The organism is Streptomyces deserti (assembly GCF_054782695.1).
On record NZ_BAAGRZ010000003.1, the window covers coordinates 15,288 to 30,438 of the forward strand.

General features: G+C 74.0%; 14 protein-coding genes and 1 riboswitch. Of the genes, 10 read left to right on the forward strand and 4 right to left on the reverse strand.

Annotated features, from left to right (window positions below):
* The first annotated feature begins 22 nt into the window (after positions 1-22).
* Positions 23-580: a YbaK/EbsC family protein gene (locus ACYVMZ_RS08305; protein WP_461077165.1), complete on the forward strand. Its 558-nt coding sequence runs from the start codon at positions 23-25 to the stop codon at positions 578-580.
* A gap of 1 nt (position 581) precedes the next feature.
* Here the strand turns inward: ACYVMZ_RS08305 and ACYVMZ_RS08310 are convergent, their stop codons facing one another.
* Positions 582-1,673, reverse strand: a complete 1,092-nt coding sequence (locus tag ACYVMZ_RS08310) for a cation diffusion facilitator family transporter (protein ID WP_461077167.1) — start codon at positions 1,671-1,673, stop codon at positions 582-584.
* Positions 1,674-1,734: 61 nt separating this feature from the next.
* Here ACYVMZ_RS08310 and ACYVMZ_RS08315 point away from each other — a divergent pair, with 61 nt between their 5' ends.
* A complete protein-coding gene (locus ACYVMZ_RS08315) occupies positions 1,735-2,094 on the forward strand; it encodes an ArsR/SmtB family transcription factor (RefSeq protein ID WP_461077169.1) in 360 nt (119 codons plus the stop codon).
* 1 nt (position 2,095) lies between these two features.
* On the opposite strand, the gene ACYVMZ_RS08320 is transcribed toward ACYVMZ_RS08315, so the two are convergent.
* The 3 genes from ACYVMZ_RS08320 to ACYVMZ_RS08330 all read right to left on the reverse strand — a co-directional run bounded on the left by ACYVMZ_RS08320 (position 2,096) and on the right by ACYVMZ_RS08330 (position 5,571).
* On the reverse strand, positions 2,096-3,310 hold the full coding sequence (locus tag ACYVMZ_RS08320) for a 4-hydroxybenzoate 3-monooxygenase (RefSeq protein WP_461077832.1): 1,215 nt from the start codon (positions 3,308-3,310) through the stop codon (positions 2,096-2,098).
* A gap of 30 nt (positions 3,311-3,340) precedes the next feature.
* Positions 3,341-4,981: an APC family permease gene (locus ACYVMZ_RS08325; protein ID WP_461077834.1), complete on the reverse strand. Its 1,641-nt coding sequence runs from the start codon at positions 4,979-4,981 to the stop codon at positions 3,341-3,343.
* A gap of 182 nt (positions 4,982-5,163) precedes the next feature.
* Positions 5,164-5,571 (reverse strand): CoA-binding protein, encoded by a 408-nt coding sequence (locus tag ACYVMZ_RS08330; RefSeq protein WP_461077171.1) that lies wholly within the window; start codon positions 5,569-5,571, stop codon positions 5,164-5,166.
* 85 nt (positions 5,572-5,656) lie between these two features.
* Positions 5,657-5,843: riboswitch (cobalamin riboswitch) on the forward strand.
* 68 nt (positions 5,844-5,911) lie between these two features.
* Here ACYVMZ_RS08330 and ACYVMZ_RS08335 point away from each other — a divergent pair.
* From ACYVMZ_RS08335 to ACYVMZ_RS08370, 8 genes are all read left to right on the forward strand, one after another.
* Entirely contained in the window at positions 5,912-6,928 is a 1,017-nt protein-coding gene (locus tag ACYVMZ_RS08335; RefSeq protein WP_461077173.1) for an ABC transporter substrate-binding protein, read from the forward strand.
* Entirely contained in the window at positions 6,925-7,938 is a 1,014-nt protein-coding gene (locus ACYVMZ_RS08340) for a FecCD family ABC transporter permease (protein ID WP_461077175.1), read from the forward strand. Before ACYVMZ_RS08335 ends, ACYVMZ_RS08340 begins: the two co-directional genes overlap by 4 nt.
* Positions 7,939-7,990: 52 nt before the next feature.
* Positions 7,991-8,812, forward strand: coding sequence for an ABC transporter ATP-binding protein (locus tag ACYVMZ_RS08345; protein WP_461077177.1), 822 nt, complete (start codon positions 7,991-7,993; stop codon positions 8,810-8,812).
* 58 nt (positions 8,813-8,870) lie between these two features.
* Positions 8,871-9,644, forward strand: a complete 774-nt coding sequence (locus ACYVMZ_RS08350) for a hypothetical protein (RefSeq protein WP_461077179.1) — start codon at positions 8,871-8,873, stop codon at positions 9,642-9,644.
* Positions 9,641-10,183 (forward strand): SixA phosphatase family protein, encoded by a 543-nt coding sequence (locus ACYVMZ_RS08355; RefSeq protein WP_461077181.1) that lies wholly within the window; start codon positions 9,641-9,643, stop codon positions 10,181-10,183. Before ACYVMZ_RS08350 ends, ACYVMZ_RS08355 begins: the two co-directional genes overlap by 4 nt.
* A gap of 41 nt (positions 10,184-10,224) precedes the next feature.
* Positions 10,225-10,851 (forward strand): YigZ family protein, encoded by a 627-nt coding sequence (locus ACYVMZ_RS08360; protein WP_461077183.1) that lies wholly within the window; start codon positions 10,225-10,227, stop codon positions 10,849-10,851.
* Positions 10,852-10,997: 146 nt separating this feature from the next.
* Positions 10,998-12,161, forward strand: coding sequence for an exonuclease SbcCD subunit D (locus tag ACYVMZ_RS08365; protein WP_461077185.1), 1,164 nt, complete (start codon positions 10,998-11,000; stop codon positions 12,159-12,161).
* Entirely contained in the window at positions 12,158-15,151 is a 2,994-nt protein-coding gene (locus tag ACYVMZ_RS08370; protein ID WP_461077188.1) for an AAA family ATPase, read from the forward strand. Before ACYVMZ_RS08365 ends, ACYVMZ_RS08370 begins: the two co-directional genes overlap by 4 nt.

Here is a 15,151-nt window from a genome sequence, read left to right on the forward strand (position 1 = left end):
GCGCCGGTGTTAGCGTGCGGGCATGCGCGCACCGATCGGAGACTTCCACCACGCCACCCCCGCCCCGGACTGCCTCGACGAGCTCACGCGCCCGGTCGCCGACGCCGTACGCCACTGGCGGGGGAGCGTGCCCGCCAACCAGATCCTCTACGTCGAGACCGACCCGCAGTGGGCGGACACCGCCGTCTTCGTGCAGCACTACGGCCGGGACCTGCTGGAGAAGTCCGCGAACTGCGTGGTGGTGGCGGGCAAGCGCGGTGGTGAGGCCACGCTGGCCGCGTGTGTCGTGCTGTCCACCACCCGGGTCGACGTCAACGGTGTCGTACGCCGCCAACTCGGCGCCCGCAAGGCCTCGTTCGCCCCGATGGACACAGCGACGGGGGAGACCGGCATGGAGTACGGCGGCATCACGCCGATCGGGCTGCCCGAGGGCTGGCCGGTGCTGGTGGACGCGGCCGTCGTCGACCTGCCGTACGTGCTCGTCGGCAGCGGCCGGCGGCGCGGCAAGCTGCTGGTGCCGGGCAAGGCGTTCGCGGAACTGCCCGGCGCGGTGGTCCTCGAGGGACTGGGGATCGCCTGACCTACGCCGCCGCGTGGTGGGCGAGGGCCAGGTGCGGGTCCGCCTCGCCCGGGACCGGTTCCGGGTCGGCGTGGACCAGGGCCGCGGTCAGGCGCGGTACCGCGTGCAGCAGGGCGTGTTCGGCGTCGACGGCGATGCGGTGGGCCTGGCGTACCGTCGCGTCGCCGTCCACGACGACCGCGACCTCCGCGCGCAGCCGGTGACCGATCCAGCGCAGCCGCAGCTCGCCCACTCCGCGCACCCCCGCGACGTCGGCCAGCGCCCGCTCGGCCCGGTCCACCAGCGCCGGGTCGACGGCGTCCAGCACCCGCCGGAACACCTCGCGCGCCGCGTCCCGCAGCACCAGCACGATCGCGGCCGTGATCGCCAGCCCCACGATCGGGTCGGCCAGCTGCCAGCCCAGCGCGGCGCCGCCCGCGCTCAGCAGCACGGCCAGTGACGTGAAACCGTCCGTACGGGCGTGGAGTCCGTCGGCGACCAGCGCGGCCGAGCCGATCGCGCGGCCCACGCGGATCCGGTAGCGGGCCACCCACTCGTTGCCCGCGAACCCGACGAGCGCGGCGACGGCGACCGCCGGGACGTGCTCGACGGGGCGCGGATCGAGGAGCCGGTCGATCGCCGTCCAGCCCGCGAAGACCGCGGACGCGGCGATCGTCAGCACGATCACGATGCCCGCCAGGTCCTCGGCGCGCCCGTAGCCGTAGGTGAAGCGGCGCGTGGCCGCGCGGCGGCCCAGCACGAAGGCGATCCCGAGCGGTACGGCGGTCAGCGCGTCCGCGGTGTTGTGCACCGTGTCGCCGAGCAGCGCCACCGAGCCGGAGACGGCCACCACGACCGCCTGCGCCAGGGCCGTCACGCCGAGGACCGCCAGGGAGACCCACAGCGCCCGCATCCCGCGGGCCGAGGACTCCAGCGCGGAGTCGAGCTTGTCGGCGGTCTCGTGGGAGTGGGGCGTGAACAGGTGGGTCAGGCGGTGGCGGAAGCCGGTGGGGGAGTGGTGGTGATGGTGCCCGTCCCGGCGCCTTTCCCGGTGCCCGTCCGGGTGCTCGTGCCGGTGCCCGTCCGGGTGCTCGTGCTGGTGCCGGTCGCTCACGTGACTCCCCTTCCGGTGTGCGGAGGTGGACGTGCGATGCCCACGACGCCATTATGTGCGTATGAGCGCACGCATGCACCTGTCACCTGCGCACGATGCGCACCCGCGCACCCCGGGCGAGGAGCAGTTCGCGCTCGCCGCCGAACTCCTCGCCCTGCTCGGCGACCGCACCCGGCTGGCCCTGCTGCATGCCCTGACCGGGGGCGAGGCCGACGTCACGACGCTCACGGAGGTGTGCGGGGCGGCGCGGCCCGCCGTCAGCCAGCACCTGGCGCGGCTGCGGCTGGCGGGGCTGGTGGACACCCGCAAGGAGGGCCGCCGGGTGATCTACTCACTGCGCGACGGCCATCTGCGCCGGTTGGTGGACGAGGCGCTGAACGTGGCGGACCACCGGCTCACCGACCGGCCCCCGCACGACTGAGTCAGTAGTGCGCCGCGGTGCCCAGGTACTGCTCGGCGAAGGCGGCAGCGGCTGCGGGCGAGGCGAACAGGCGGCGCAGCCGGGCCAGCGTGGTGCCCGCGCGGAACGGATCGCCCGACGCGGTCCCGTGGTACAGCTCGGACAGCCAGTGCGAGAACTCCTGGTAGTCCCACACCCGCCGCAGACACGCCTCCGAATAGCCGTCCAGCCCGCTCGCGTCGCCGCCGTGGAGGTGCGCGACGAGCGCGTCGCCGAGCAGGAACGCGTCGTGCAGGGCGAGATTCATGCCCTTGGCGCCGATGGGCGCGACGAGGTGGGCCGCGTCACCGGCCAGGAAGAGCCGCCCGAACGCCATCGGTTCGACCACGTAGTCGTGCATGTCCAGCACGCGCTTCTCGATCAGCGGCCCCTCCGTCAGGGGCGGGACACCGGCCGCCCCGAGCCGCTGCTGGAGCTCCGCCCAGACGCGCTCGTGCGGCCAGTTCTCCGGGTCGTCGCCCGGTGGGCACTGGAGGTAGTAGCGGGTCACCTCGGCGCTGCGGGGCATGTGCCCGGCGAATCCGCTGGGGTGGCAGCCGAACAGCACGGAGTCGGAGGACTGCGGCGCCTGAGCGAGCAGCGCCAGCCAGCCGATGCCGTAGTCGTGCCGCGCGATGCGCGCCCGCCCCGGCGGCAGCGAGGCCCGCGTCACGCCGCGCGCCCCGTCGCAGCCCGCGACGAAGTCACAGGTGACGACCTGCCGCAGCCCCGTCTCGGGGCAGGTGTACGACACCGACGGACGGTCGGTGTCCAGGTCGTGGACCCGCACGTCCCGTATGCCGAACCGTATCTCCCCGCCCCGTACGTCCGCGTACTCGCGTACCAGGTCCGTCACCAGGAACTGCTGCGGATAGACGAAGTGATGGCATCCCGTCAGCTCCCCGTAGGGGAACCGGTACGTCTCCCCGCCGAAGCGGAACTCGCACGCGCTGTGCAGCTGCGCCCGGTCCAGCAGGTTCCGCGCGAGGCCGCGCTTTTCTAGGCCGCGCACGGCCCACTCCTCGATCACCCCGGCGCGGGGCCGCTGTTCGATGAACTCCCGGGTCTCGGTCTCCAGGACCAGGCAGTCGACGCCGGCGGCCCGCAGGGTGTTGCCGACGGTGAGCCCGGCGGGGCCGGCGCCCACGACGACGACCGGAAAGCGTTGCGGGGCGGCCGAGTCGGGGTGGGGAGTGATGTCAGTCACCGGCTCATTATGCGGCGGGTGTCAGTGCGCGGGCAGGTCCGCGACGACGACTTCCTCGATGCTCCGCTCGATCTCCCGGGGCCGGGGCGCGGAGGCCTTCGCCCAGTGGTAGACGGCCAGGGAGAAGACGGCGACGACCAGGATGTCCCACCACAGGCCGATGTGGCCCTGGCCGCCGAAGCCGCCCTGCCAGGAGATGACGCCCATGCCCAGCAGGTAGGCGGGCAGCCACTGGGCGGCCTTGAAGTCGAGCCGGGGCGCGTTCGGCAGGCGGCGGCGGACGGCGTACCAGGCGTATCCGCCGAGCAGTACGTAGCCGAGGACGATCGCCACGCCCAGCCGCCACAGGGTGTCCCAGCCGGACCAGTAGATGATGAGGTTGGCGACCACGAACGACAGGGGCGCGATCACCGTGCCGCCGGGCAGGCGGTAGGGGCGCTCGTGGTGCGGCAGCCGGTCGGCGAAGACGCCGTACGCCAGCGGGGCGCCCGCGTACATCAGGACGCTCGCCGAGGTGATGAAGCCGACCAGCTGCTGCCAGCTCGGGAAGGGCAGGAAGCAGACCACGCCGGTCACGAAGGCGACGATCAGCCCGAACCAGGGCACTCCGCGCGCGTCGGTGCGGGTGAAGACCTTCGGCGCGTAGCCGTTCCTGGCCAGGCCGTAGGAGACGCGGGAGGTGGCGGTGGTGTAGATCAGGCCGGTGCCGCCGGGGGAGACCACCGCGTCCAGGTACAGCACCACGCCCAGCCAGCCGAGGCCGAGCAGCGTCGCCAGGCCCGCCCAGGGACCGCTGCTCCCGGGGTACTCCAGCTTCGCCCAGCCGTGCGCGAAGGAGCTCAGCGGGAGCGCGGCGATGAACACGATCTGGAGCAGGACGTAGACGACCGCGCCGATGGCGACCGAGCCGAGGGTCGCGCGCGGCAGGTCCCGCCTCGGGTCGCGGCTCTCGCCCGCCAGCTGGATGGCCTGCTCGAAGCCCAGCAGGGCGAAGATGATGCCGCTGGAACTGATGGCGGTCAGCACGCCCTTGGCGCCGAACGGAGCGAATCCGTGCTCGGTGAAGTTGCCCGGGTGGAAGTTGCCCGCCGCGATGATGAAGATCGCCGCGAGGGGCACGGCCACCTTCCACCAGGTGGCCGCGCTGTTGGTGTGCGCCAGCACCCGCACGCCGAGGAAGTTGATCACGACGAACACGGCCATCAGGACGACGGCCACGACGAACCCGCTCATCGTCAGCGTGCCGTCCTCGGCGTGCTGGAAGCCCTGCGCCCAGTGCCAGTGCCCGGCGTAGCCGATCATCGCCTCGACCTCGATCGGCGCCACGGTCGCCGCCTGCAGCCAGGAGAACCAGCCGAAGGACATGCCGGCCAGGCCGCCGAACGCGTAGTGCGGATAGCGGGCCGTGCCGCCCGCGACCGGGAACATGCCGCCGAGTTCCGCGTGCACCAGCGCCAGCAGCACGATCGCCACCGCGCCGATCACCCACGACAGGATCGCCGCCGGACCGGCCGCCACGACCGCCTTCTCGGCGCCGTACAACCAGCCCGACCCGATGATGGAACCGACCGAGGCCCACATGAGCCCGATCAGCCCGACGTCCCGTCGCAGCCCGCCCGGCCTCCCTTTCGCCCCCGCCACTGCCTGGTCGACGCTTACCATTTCCACAGGGGCCCCTCATGAAATGAACAAAAGCGTTCAGTGAGCAAGAGGCCGTCAGATTAGGAATGAATTGCCGGCAGGCAGAAGGCCGTTGCCGTGCATTTGACCGGATGCGGGGATTTCCTGGAAAGGGCTTCAGGATTCCTGTACACGGCAATGAGGGAGTCGTTAAGTCCCAGGCCTCAGCCCAGCCGCGGGATCTCGATCGCCGGGCAGCGGTCCATCACCATCTCCAGTCCTGCCGCGCGCGTCCGTTCGTACGCGGCCTCGTCGATGACACCGAGCTGGAACCACACCGCCTTGGCGCCCTTCGCGACCGCCTCGTCCGCGACCTTCCCGGCCAGGTCGCTGTTCACGAACACGTCGACCACGTCCACCTCGAAGGGAATGTCCGCGAGCGAGGCGTATCCCCGCTCGCCGTGCACCGTCTCCGCCCTGGGGTGCACGGGCACGATGCGCTTGCCGTAGCGCTGCAGCACATCGGCGACGCCGTACGCCGCGCGCCGCTGGTTCGACGACAGGCCCACCACGGCCCAGGTGTCGCCGAGCCCGGTGAGGATCTTGCGGACCGTTGCCTCGTCGCCGTACACCGTCGGCCTCCTCGGGATGGGACATGGGGAAGAGCTGTCGTCCGGACAACGACGCACGGGGCCCGGTGATTCCCCGCGCCCGCCGTGATAGCTTGCCGAGGCCAGTCGAACCCATGTACGTGGGTCAGGGAATCCGGTGTGAATCCGGAACTGACGCGCAGCGGTGAGGGGGACGGGCGGGGCCTCGGCCACTGGAGGACGACAGTCCTCCGGGAAGGCGCCCCCTCCGGAGGAACCCGAGTCCGAAGACCTGCTGGCAGCCCCCGCGGCCGACGCACGGCGGGGGAGCACCGTACGACCGGGCTCCGCGTTCGAGCCCTCGACGACCTAGGACGATTCCGTGCCCCTCGCGCGACCCGCCCGCGCCGCCGCCCTGCTCGCGGCCGGCTCCCTGCTCCTGACCGGCTGCGGCGACACCACCGCCGCCGGTACGAAGGCCGCCGTCACCCTCGACAACTGCGGCCGCACCGTACGCGTCGACGCGCCCCCGGAACGCGCCGTCTCCCTCAACCAGGGCACCACCGAGATCCTGCTCTCCCTCGGCCTCGCCGACCGCCTGGCGGGGACGGCCACCTGGACCGACCCCGTGCTGAAGGGACTTCAGAAGGCGAACGCGCGCGTGCCGCGCCTCGCCGACGACAACCCCTCCTTCGAACGGGTCCTGGACGCCGACCCCGACTTCGTCGCCGCGTCGTTCGTCTCCACCCTGGGCAAGGGCGGTGTGGCCACGCGGGAGCAGTTCGAGAAGCTGGGCGTGCCGACGTACGTCTCGCCGTCCGACTGCGCGGGCAAGGACAACACCGGTGACGGCGACGGGGCGCGTGACGAAGCCCTGGACATCGACACCGTGTACGGCGAAGTCCGCGACCTCGCCGCCGTGTTCGGGGTGGAGGAGCGCGGCGAGAAGCTCGTCGCCTCCCTGGAGCGGCGCATGGCGAAGGCCACGGCGGGCATCGACGCCTCGGACGTGACCCTCCTGTACTGGTTCGCCAACTCCGAGTCGCCCTACATGGCCGGCTGCTGCGGGGCGCCCGGCGTCATCACCCGCGCCCTGGGCGCGAAGAACGTCTTCGACGACACCCGCGAGGAATGGCCGCAGATCAACTGGGAGACGGTCGCCGACCGCAACCCCGACGTGCTCGTGATCGGTGACCTGACCCGCAAGTCGCAGACCGCCGAGTCGGCGGCGAAGAAGATCGCCTTCCTGGAGTCCGACCCCGTGACGAGGAACATGGACGCCGTCCGGCACAAGCGGTACGTGCTGCTGAGCGGGCAGGCCATGAACCCGACGATCCGCACGGTCCAGGGCGTGGAGCACGTGGCCGCGGGACTACGTGAGTTCGGGCTCGTGAAGTGACCGTGCGCGGGGTGGCGCTCGGTGCGGCCGGGGCTCTGCTCCTGGCCACCTCCCTCGCCGTCGCCATCACCATCGGTCCGGCGGACATCGGGGTCGGGGAGGTGTGGTCGACCGTCGTCGCCCATCTCGGCCTGGGCGCTTCGGAGTTGACGCCGATCAGGGACGGCATCGTATGGCAGCTGCGGCTGCCGCGCACCCTCCTCGCGGCCGTGTGCGGGGCCGGGCTCGCCGTGTGCGGCGTGGTGCTGCAGTCGCTGCTGCGCAACCCGCTCGCCGACCCGTTCGTGCTGGGTGTGTCGTCGGGCGCGTCGACGGGTGCGGTCGTCGTGGTCGTGCTGGGCGTGGGCGGCGGGGCCGTCTCGGTGCCCGCGGGGGCGTTCCTGGGCGCGCTGGTCTCCTTCGCGCTGGTCCTGCTGCTCAGCCACACCCTCGGCGGCACCACCGACCGGGTGGTGCTGGCGGGTGTCGCCGCCATGCAGCTGTTCTCCGCGCTCACCTCCTTCGTCGTGATGACCGCCGCCGACGCCGAGACCACCCGGGGCGTGCTGTTCTGGCTGCTCGGCTCGCTCGGCGGCGCCGGCTGGACGGACGTGTGGCTGTGCCTGGGCGTGCTGGCCGTGGCGCTGGTGGTGTGCCTGTCGTACGCCCGCACCCTCGACGCCTTCGCCTTCGGCCAGGAGGCGGCGGCCGCCCTGGGAGTGTCCGTCGCCCGTACCCGGCTGGTGCTGCTGTGCGCCACGGCCCTGCTCACGGCCGCGCTGGTCAGCTCGGCCGGGGCGATCGGGTTCGTCGGGCTCGTCCTGCCGCACGCCGCCCGTGCCCTGGTCGGGCCCGGTCACGTCCGGCTGCTGCCGGTCGCCGCGCTGGCGGGTGCTGTGTTCCTGGTGTGGGTGGACACCCTGGCCCGCACCGTCCTCGATCCGCAGGAGGTGCCGGTGGGGGTCGTGACGTCGCTCATCGGGGTGCCGGCGTTCGTGCTGGTGCTGTATCGGACGCGGAGGGTGCGATGACCGGCGTATGGCCGGCCGCAATCCGTGCCGTGCGCCGGACGGAGAGGCTGCGATGACCGACGTCCTCCCGGTGGAGGCCGAGGCGTCACCTGCCGGGCTCCGCGCCGACCGGGTCGGCCGCCGCGCCGACGGCCGCCTCATCCTCGACGGTGTGTCCCTCGCGCCCGGCCCGGGCTCCACCGTCGGGCTCCTCGGACCCAACGGCTCCGGCAAGTCCACGCTCCTGCGGCTGCTGGCCGGGCTGCTCGCGCCGACGGCCGGCGTCGTCACGCTCGACGGCACCCCGCTGGCGGATGTGCCCCGCCGCGCCGTCGCCCGCCGCCTGGCCGTGGTCGAGCAACAGGTCGACGCCCAGGTCGAGTTGACGGTCCTGGACGTCGTGCGCCTGGGCCGCGTCCCGCACCGCCGCGCCTGGACGCCCGCCTCGGCGCGCGACGAGCGGGCCGTACGCGACGCCCTGGAGCGCACCGGACTCGCCGACCGCGCCGACCAGCCCTGGGACACCCTGTCGGGCGGTGAACGCCAGCGGGTGCAGATCGCCCGCGCGCTCGCCCAGGAACCCCGCGAGCTCCTCCTGGATGAACCCACCAACCACCTCGACATCCACCACCAGCTCGACCTGCTGACCCTGGTCACCGGGCTCCCCGTCACCACCGTCGTCGCCCTGCACGACCTCAACCTCGCCGCGATGTACTGCGACCAGCTCGTCGTGCTGCACGAGGGACGTGTCGTGGCGGGCGGCACTCCGGGCGACGTCCTCACTGAGCGGCTCATCGCCGAGGTGTACGGGGTGCGGGCGGCCGTCACCCGGGAGGGGGCGGAGGGGCGGCCGCACGTGCGGTTCCTGGGAACCGTGGCGGACCCCGGGGCATAGCGTCGCCGCACGCCCGTTCACGGCCGGCACCCGCCACGGCGGCCGCAAAACACCCGACATGCCCGCGTGGGCCCACCCACCCGCCTACGCTCACCTCGTGCTGCGCATCACCGACGCCCGAACCGGCGAGCTCGTCGACGCCGCCCCCGCCCGCCGGGGCCTGACCCGCGTCGAGGTGCACACGCCGGGCTTCGACACCACGAACCTGCGTGTGCTGCTCGTCGCCGACCTGCTCGTGCGGGCCCTGGAACTCGGCGGCACACCGGTGTGGGCCCTGCTGACCGGTGAGCGGGAGGAGGCCGAGCTGCGGGCGAACGCCGCGGCCCTGGGCATCCGGCCCTTCCAGGACAGCCGGGACGTCAGCGCCGGGCCGGGCGGGGCACAGGTCCTCCACGTCGTGGCCGAGGGCGGTGCGCAGCCCGACGGTGTCCGGATCGCGGTCGCGCCCGTCGACCCGGCGGCACCGGGCCCGCCGGGTGTGCCCGACGGTGTCGACCCGACCGCCCTGCGCCTGGCCCTGCTCTCCCGGCGCCGGGACACACCGGTGCGGCTCGACGCGGCCGCCCTGGGGGACGCCGACGCCACCCTGGTCCGCTGGCGCCGCGCGGTAGCGGCCTGGGCGCACCAACCCTCGCGGCCGGTCCCCGAGGAGGTGCGCGGACAGCTCCGCACCGCCTGGGAGAACGACCTGGACGCACCCGGAGTGCTGCGCGTCCTGGGCCGGGTGGAGACCGAGCCGGACCTGCCGGACGGCGCCCGCTTCGAGACGTACGCCTACGCCGACCGGCTCCTCGGCCTCGACCTCACCCGCGACCTGGGAGCCCGGGCGTGATCGAGCGGGCGGGAGCGGGCCCGCTGCGCCGCCTGGTCGTGCTGCGGCACGCCAAGTCCGCCTGGCCGGAGGGCGTGGCCGACCACGAGCGCCCGCTCGCCCCGCGCGGGCTGCGGGACGCCCCGGCGGCCGGACGCGCGCTCGCCGAGACCGACTGCCTGCCCGACCTCGCCCTGTGCTCCACCGCCGTGCGCGCCCGCCAGACCTGGGAACTCGTCGCCGCCCAGTGGGGCACGCCCCCGCCGGTCCGCTACGACCCGCGGCTGTACGCCGCCGACGCCGCCGACCTGCTGGCCGTCGTGCACGAGGTGCCCGCCGAGGTCGACACACTGCTGCTGATCGGGCACAACCCGGGCCTGGAGGACCTGGTCCTGGAGCTGGCCGGGGACGGCCTGGACGACACGCTGGAGCGGGTCCGGACGAAGTTCCCGACCTCGGCGATCGCCGTGCTGTCCTGGCGCGGTGCCGACTGGCGGGACCTCGCCCCCGGCGCGGCCCTGCTGACGTCGGTGGCCGTGCCCCGGGGGAAGAAGCGGTAGCCGGACCGGCCCGTCCCGTGGGCTGCGCATAGGCTGGTCGGATGCAGGACGAGTACCGCACGGTCGCCCGCGCGGGCGTGCACGAAACCGAGGTCAACCGCTCCCGGTTCCTGTGCGCGCTCGCCCCGGCGGCCACGGAGCAGGAGGCGCGGGACTTCATCGCGCGCGTGCGCAAGGAGCACGCGGACGCCACCCACAACTGCTGGGCGTACGTCATCGGCGCCGACGCCTCCGTCCAGAAGACCGGCGACGACGGCGAGCCCGGCGGCACCGCCGGCGCCCCCATGCTCCAGATGCTGCTGCGCCGCGACATGCGGTACGTCGTCGCCGTCGTCACCCGCTACTACGGCGGCGTCAAGCTCGGCGCGGGCGGGCTCATCCGCGCGTACGGCGGAGCGGTCGGCGAGGCGCTGGACACCCTCGGAACGATCACACGGCGGCGGTTCCGGCTGGCCACGGTCACCGTCGACCACCAGCGCGCCGGCAAGGTCCAGAGCGACCTGCGCGCCACCGGGCGCGAGGTGCGGGACGTGCGCTACGGCGAGGCCGTCACGCTCGAGATCGGCCTGCCCGACGCCGACGTGGACGCCTTCCGCGCCTGGCTCGCGGACGTCACGGCGGGGACGGCCGGGTTCGAACTGGGCGGGGAGGCGTACGGGGACGCGTGAGGGTCCGAGTGAACCGTGCATGGATCCGGGTGAAGCGTGCATAACGGGCATATGTGCCGCGGAGTATGACGGATCGATACGGTCGATCCCGTCGATACGGGAGTAAGCGCACGTGATGTCAGACCCGGCCGTTAGTCTCGGGGATCATGAGGCTGCTGCACACGTCCGACTGGCATCTCGGCCGGCCGTTCCACCGGGTCGGGATGCTCGGTGCCCAGGCCGAGTTCATCGGCCATCTCGTCACGACCGTGCGTGAGCGCGAGGTGGACGCGGTGGTCGTGTCGGGAGACGTGTACGACCGGGCGGTGCCGCCGCTCGCCGCGGTCGAGTTGTTCGACGACGCGCTGCACCGCCTCGCCGACCTCGGTGTGCCCACCGTGATGATCTCCGGGAACCACGACTCGGCCCGCCGCCTGGGCGTCGGTGCCGGGCTGATCGGGCGCGCGGGAATTCACCTGCGGACCGAGCCGTCGGCGTGCGGCACCCCCGTGGTGCTGTCCGACCCGCACGGCGACGTGGCCTTCTACGGGCTGCCGTATCTCGAACCCGCCCTGGTGAAGGACGAGTTCGGCGTCGCGAAGGCCGGGCACGAGGCGGTGCTCGCCGCCGCCATGGACCGGGTCCGCGCCGACCTCGACACACGCGCACCCGGCACCCGGTCCGTCGTCCTCGCGCACGCCTTCGTCACCGGCGGCGAGCCCAGCGACAGCGAGCGCGACATCACCGTCGGCGGGGTGGCGGCCGTGCCCGCGGGAGTCTTCGACGGCGTCGACTATGTGGCGCTCGGGCATCTGCACGGCTGCCAGACCATCACCGAGCGCGTCCGCTACTCCGGCTCCCCGCTGCCGTACTCGTTCTCGGAGGCCGGCCACCGCAAGAGCATATGGCTCGTCGACCTCGCAGCCGACGGCTCCGTCACCGCCGAGCGCGTCGACTGCCCGGTGCCGCGTGCCCTGGCCCGGATCCGGGGGACGCTGGAGGAGCTCCTCGCCGATCCGCAGCTCGCGCGGCACGAGGAGGCGTGGGTCGAGGCGACGCTCACCGACCCGATCCGTCCCGCCGACCCCATGGCCCGGCTCACCGAGCGCTTCCCGCACACGCTCAGCCTCCTCTTCGACCCGGAGCGGGCGCCGGAGGACCCCGACGTGTCGTACGCCCGGCGGCTCGCGGGCCGCAGCGACCAGCAGATCGCCGAGGACTTCGTCGCCCATGTGCGCGGCGCCGGACCCGACGCGCACGAACAGGCCGTCCTGCGGGACGCGTTCGACGCGGTGCGCGCGGACGAGGCCGTGCGAGAGGTGGCGCGGTGAGGCTGCACCGGCTGGACATCACCGCCTTCGGGCCGTTCGGCGGGTCCCAGACCGTCGACTTCGACGCACTGTCGGCAGCCGGACTCTTCCTGCTGCACGGGCCGACGGGCGCCGGCAAGACCTCCGTCCTGGACGCCGTCAGCTACGCGCTGTACGGCTCCGTGCCTGGCGCCCGGCAGAGCGGGCAGGGCATGAGCCTGCGCAGCGACCACGCCACGCCCGGAACCCGCACCGAGGTCACCCTCGAACTCACCGTCGCCGGACGCCGGTTGGAGATCACCCGGCAGCCGCCCTGGGAGCGCCCCAAGAAGCGCGGCTCGGGTACGACGCTCGACAAGGCCCAGAGCGCGCTGCGCGAGTACGACGCGGCGGCCGGGGCCTGGAAGGACCTCAGCCGCTCGCACCAGGAGATCGGCGAGGAGATCACGCAGCTGCTCGGCATGAGCCGGGAGCAGTTCTGCCAGGTCGTGCTGCTGCCCCAGGGCGACTTCGCGCGGTTCCTGCGCGCCGACGCCGAGGCGCGCGGCAAGCTGCTGGGCCGCCTCTTCGACACCCGCCGCTTCGCCGAGGTCGAAAAGCGCCTCGCCGAGCGCCGGCGCGGCACCGAGGCCCAGGTGCGGGACGGGGACGCCGCGCTGCTCGCCGACGCGCACCGCATGCAGCAGGCCGCCGGCGAGGCCATGGAGCTGCCGGAGCTGACCCCGGGCGAGCCGGGCCTGGCCGAGGCCGTGCTGAGCGCCGCCGCCGTCGCCCGCAGCACGGCCCGCGAACAGCTCACCATCGCCCACTGCCGCCTGACCGCCGCCGAGTCCGCCCAGGCCGCCGCCGACCGGGCCCTGGACGACGTACGCGAACTGGCGCGGCTGCAACGGAGGTTCGCCGAGGCGCAGGAGCGGGCGCGGCTCCTGCAGTCGCGCGCCGACGCGTACCGCGAGGCGCAGGCCCGGATGGAGCGGGCCCGGAAGGCCGAGGCGGTGGCGCCCGCCCTGGACTGCTGGGACGCCGCCGACACCGAGGACCGGCGGCCCGGCGCCGCCGAGGCACGCGCGCGTGCCCTGCTGCCGGAGACCTTCGCCGACGCGGGCGCGGCCGGGCTCGCGGCCGCCGCACGCCGGGCCGCCGAGGAACTGGGCGGACTGCAGTCGGCCCGCCGGGCCGAGCGGCGGCTGGCCGAACTCGTCGCGGAGCGCGCCGACCTGGACCGTCAGGAGCGCGCCGACGAGGACGTCCTGGCGGAGGCGCAGGCGTGGCTCGCCGGATGGGAGGAGACCCGCGCGAGCCTCCAGGAGCGTATCGAGGCAACCCAGGACGCCGCGACGAGGGCCGAACAGCTCGCCGTCCAGCGCGAACCCGCGCAGAAGCGGCTCAGGGCCGCCCGGATGCGCGACCAGCTGGCCGACGACACGCAGCAGGCCGCCGAGCAGGCCCGCCTCGCGCGGGAGCGGGTGCTGAAGGCCAAGCAGCACTGGCTGGACCTCAAGGAACAGCGCCTGAACGGCATCGCCGCCGAACTCGCCGCGAACCTCACCGCGGGCGAGCCGTGCGCCGTCTGCGGCGCCACCGAACACCCGGCCCCCGCCCGCAAGGTCGCCGGGCACGTCGACCGCGAGGCGGAGGACCGCGCCCTGGCCGCCTACCAGCGCGCCGAGGAAGAACGCGCCGAGCACGAACGCCGCCTCGGCACCGTACGGGAGGCGCTGGCCGCCGCATCCGCCGAAGCCGGAGACACGCCCACCGAGCAACTCGCCCAAGCTGTCGAGGAGTTGGAACGGCAGTACGCGCAGGCACGCGACGCGGCGTCCGTGCTGCACGCCGCGCACGAGCAGGCGCGGCAGGCCGAGCACGAGCACGAGCGGCGGATCGCCGCCCAGCAGCAGGCCGCCGTCCGGGCCGCCTCCCGCGTGGGCCACCGCGAGCGGCTGGAGCGCGAAACCACCGCCCTCGAGGAGGAGTTGGCCCGGGCCCGGGCCGGCGCGGACAGCGTCGCCACGCGCGCCGCGCAGCTCGAGCGGCAGGCCGCACGGCTCACCGACGCCGCGGAGGCCGCCCGCGTCGCCGAGGACACCGCCCAGCGGCTGAAGGACGCCGACGCCCGGCTCGCCGACGCCGCCTTCCGCGCCGGCTTCGACACCCCACAGGCCGCGGCCGACGCCCTCCTCGACGACGCCGCCCACCGCGACCTGCAACGGCGCCTGGACGCCTGGCAGAACGAGGAGGCAGCCGTCCGCGCCGTCCTCGCCGAGGCCGACACCGCGGCCGCCGCCCAGCAGCCGCCCGCCGACCTCACGGCGGCGGAACAGGCCGCCGCCGCGGCCGAGCAGCGGGTACGTGACGCCGCCTCCGCGCGCGACGCCGCCGCCCGGCGCTGCGCCGAACTCGACCGGCTCTCCGCGCGGGCCGCCGCCTCGGTACGCCGCCTGGCGCCGCTGCGCGAGGAGTACGACCGCGTGGCCCGCATGGCCGGCCTCGCCGCGGGCACCTCGGCGGACAACGAACGCCGGATGCGCCTGGAGTCGTACGTCCTGGCGGCCCGCCTGGAACAGGTCGCCGCCGCCGCGACCGTACGGCTGCGGCGCATGTCGTCCGGCCGCTACACCCTCGTCCACTCCGACGACCGCACCGGGCGCGGCCGCAGCGGCCTCGGGCTGCACGTCGTCGACGCCTGGACCGGACGGGAGCGCGACACGGCGACGCTGTCCGGCGGCGAGACCTTCTTCGCCTCGCTCGCCCTCGCCCTCGGCCTCGCCGACGTCGTCACGGACGAGGCGGGCGGGGTCCGGCTCGACACCCTCTTCATCGACGAGGGCTTCGGCAGCCTCGACGACCAGAGCCTCGACGAGGTCCTCGACGTCCTCGACTCCCTGCGGGAACGCGACCGCAGCGTCGGCATCGTCAGCCACGTCGCCGACCTCAGGCGGCGGATCCACGCGCAGCTGGAGGTGGTGAAGGGGCGGTCGGGGTCGGTGCTGCGGCAGCGCGGGGTCGGCTGA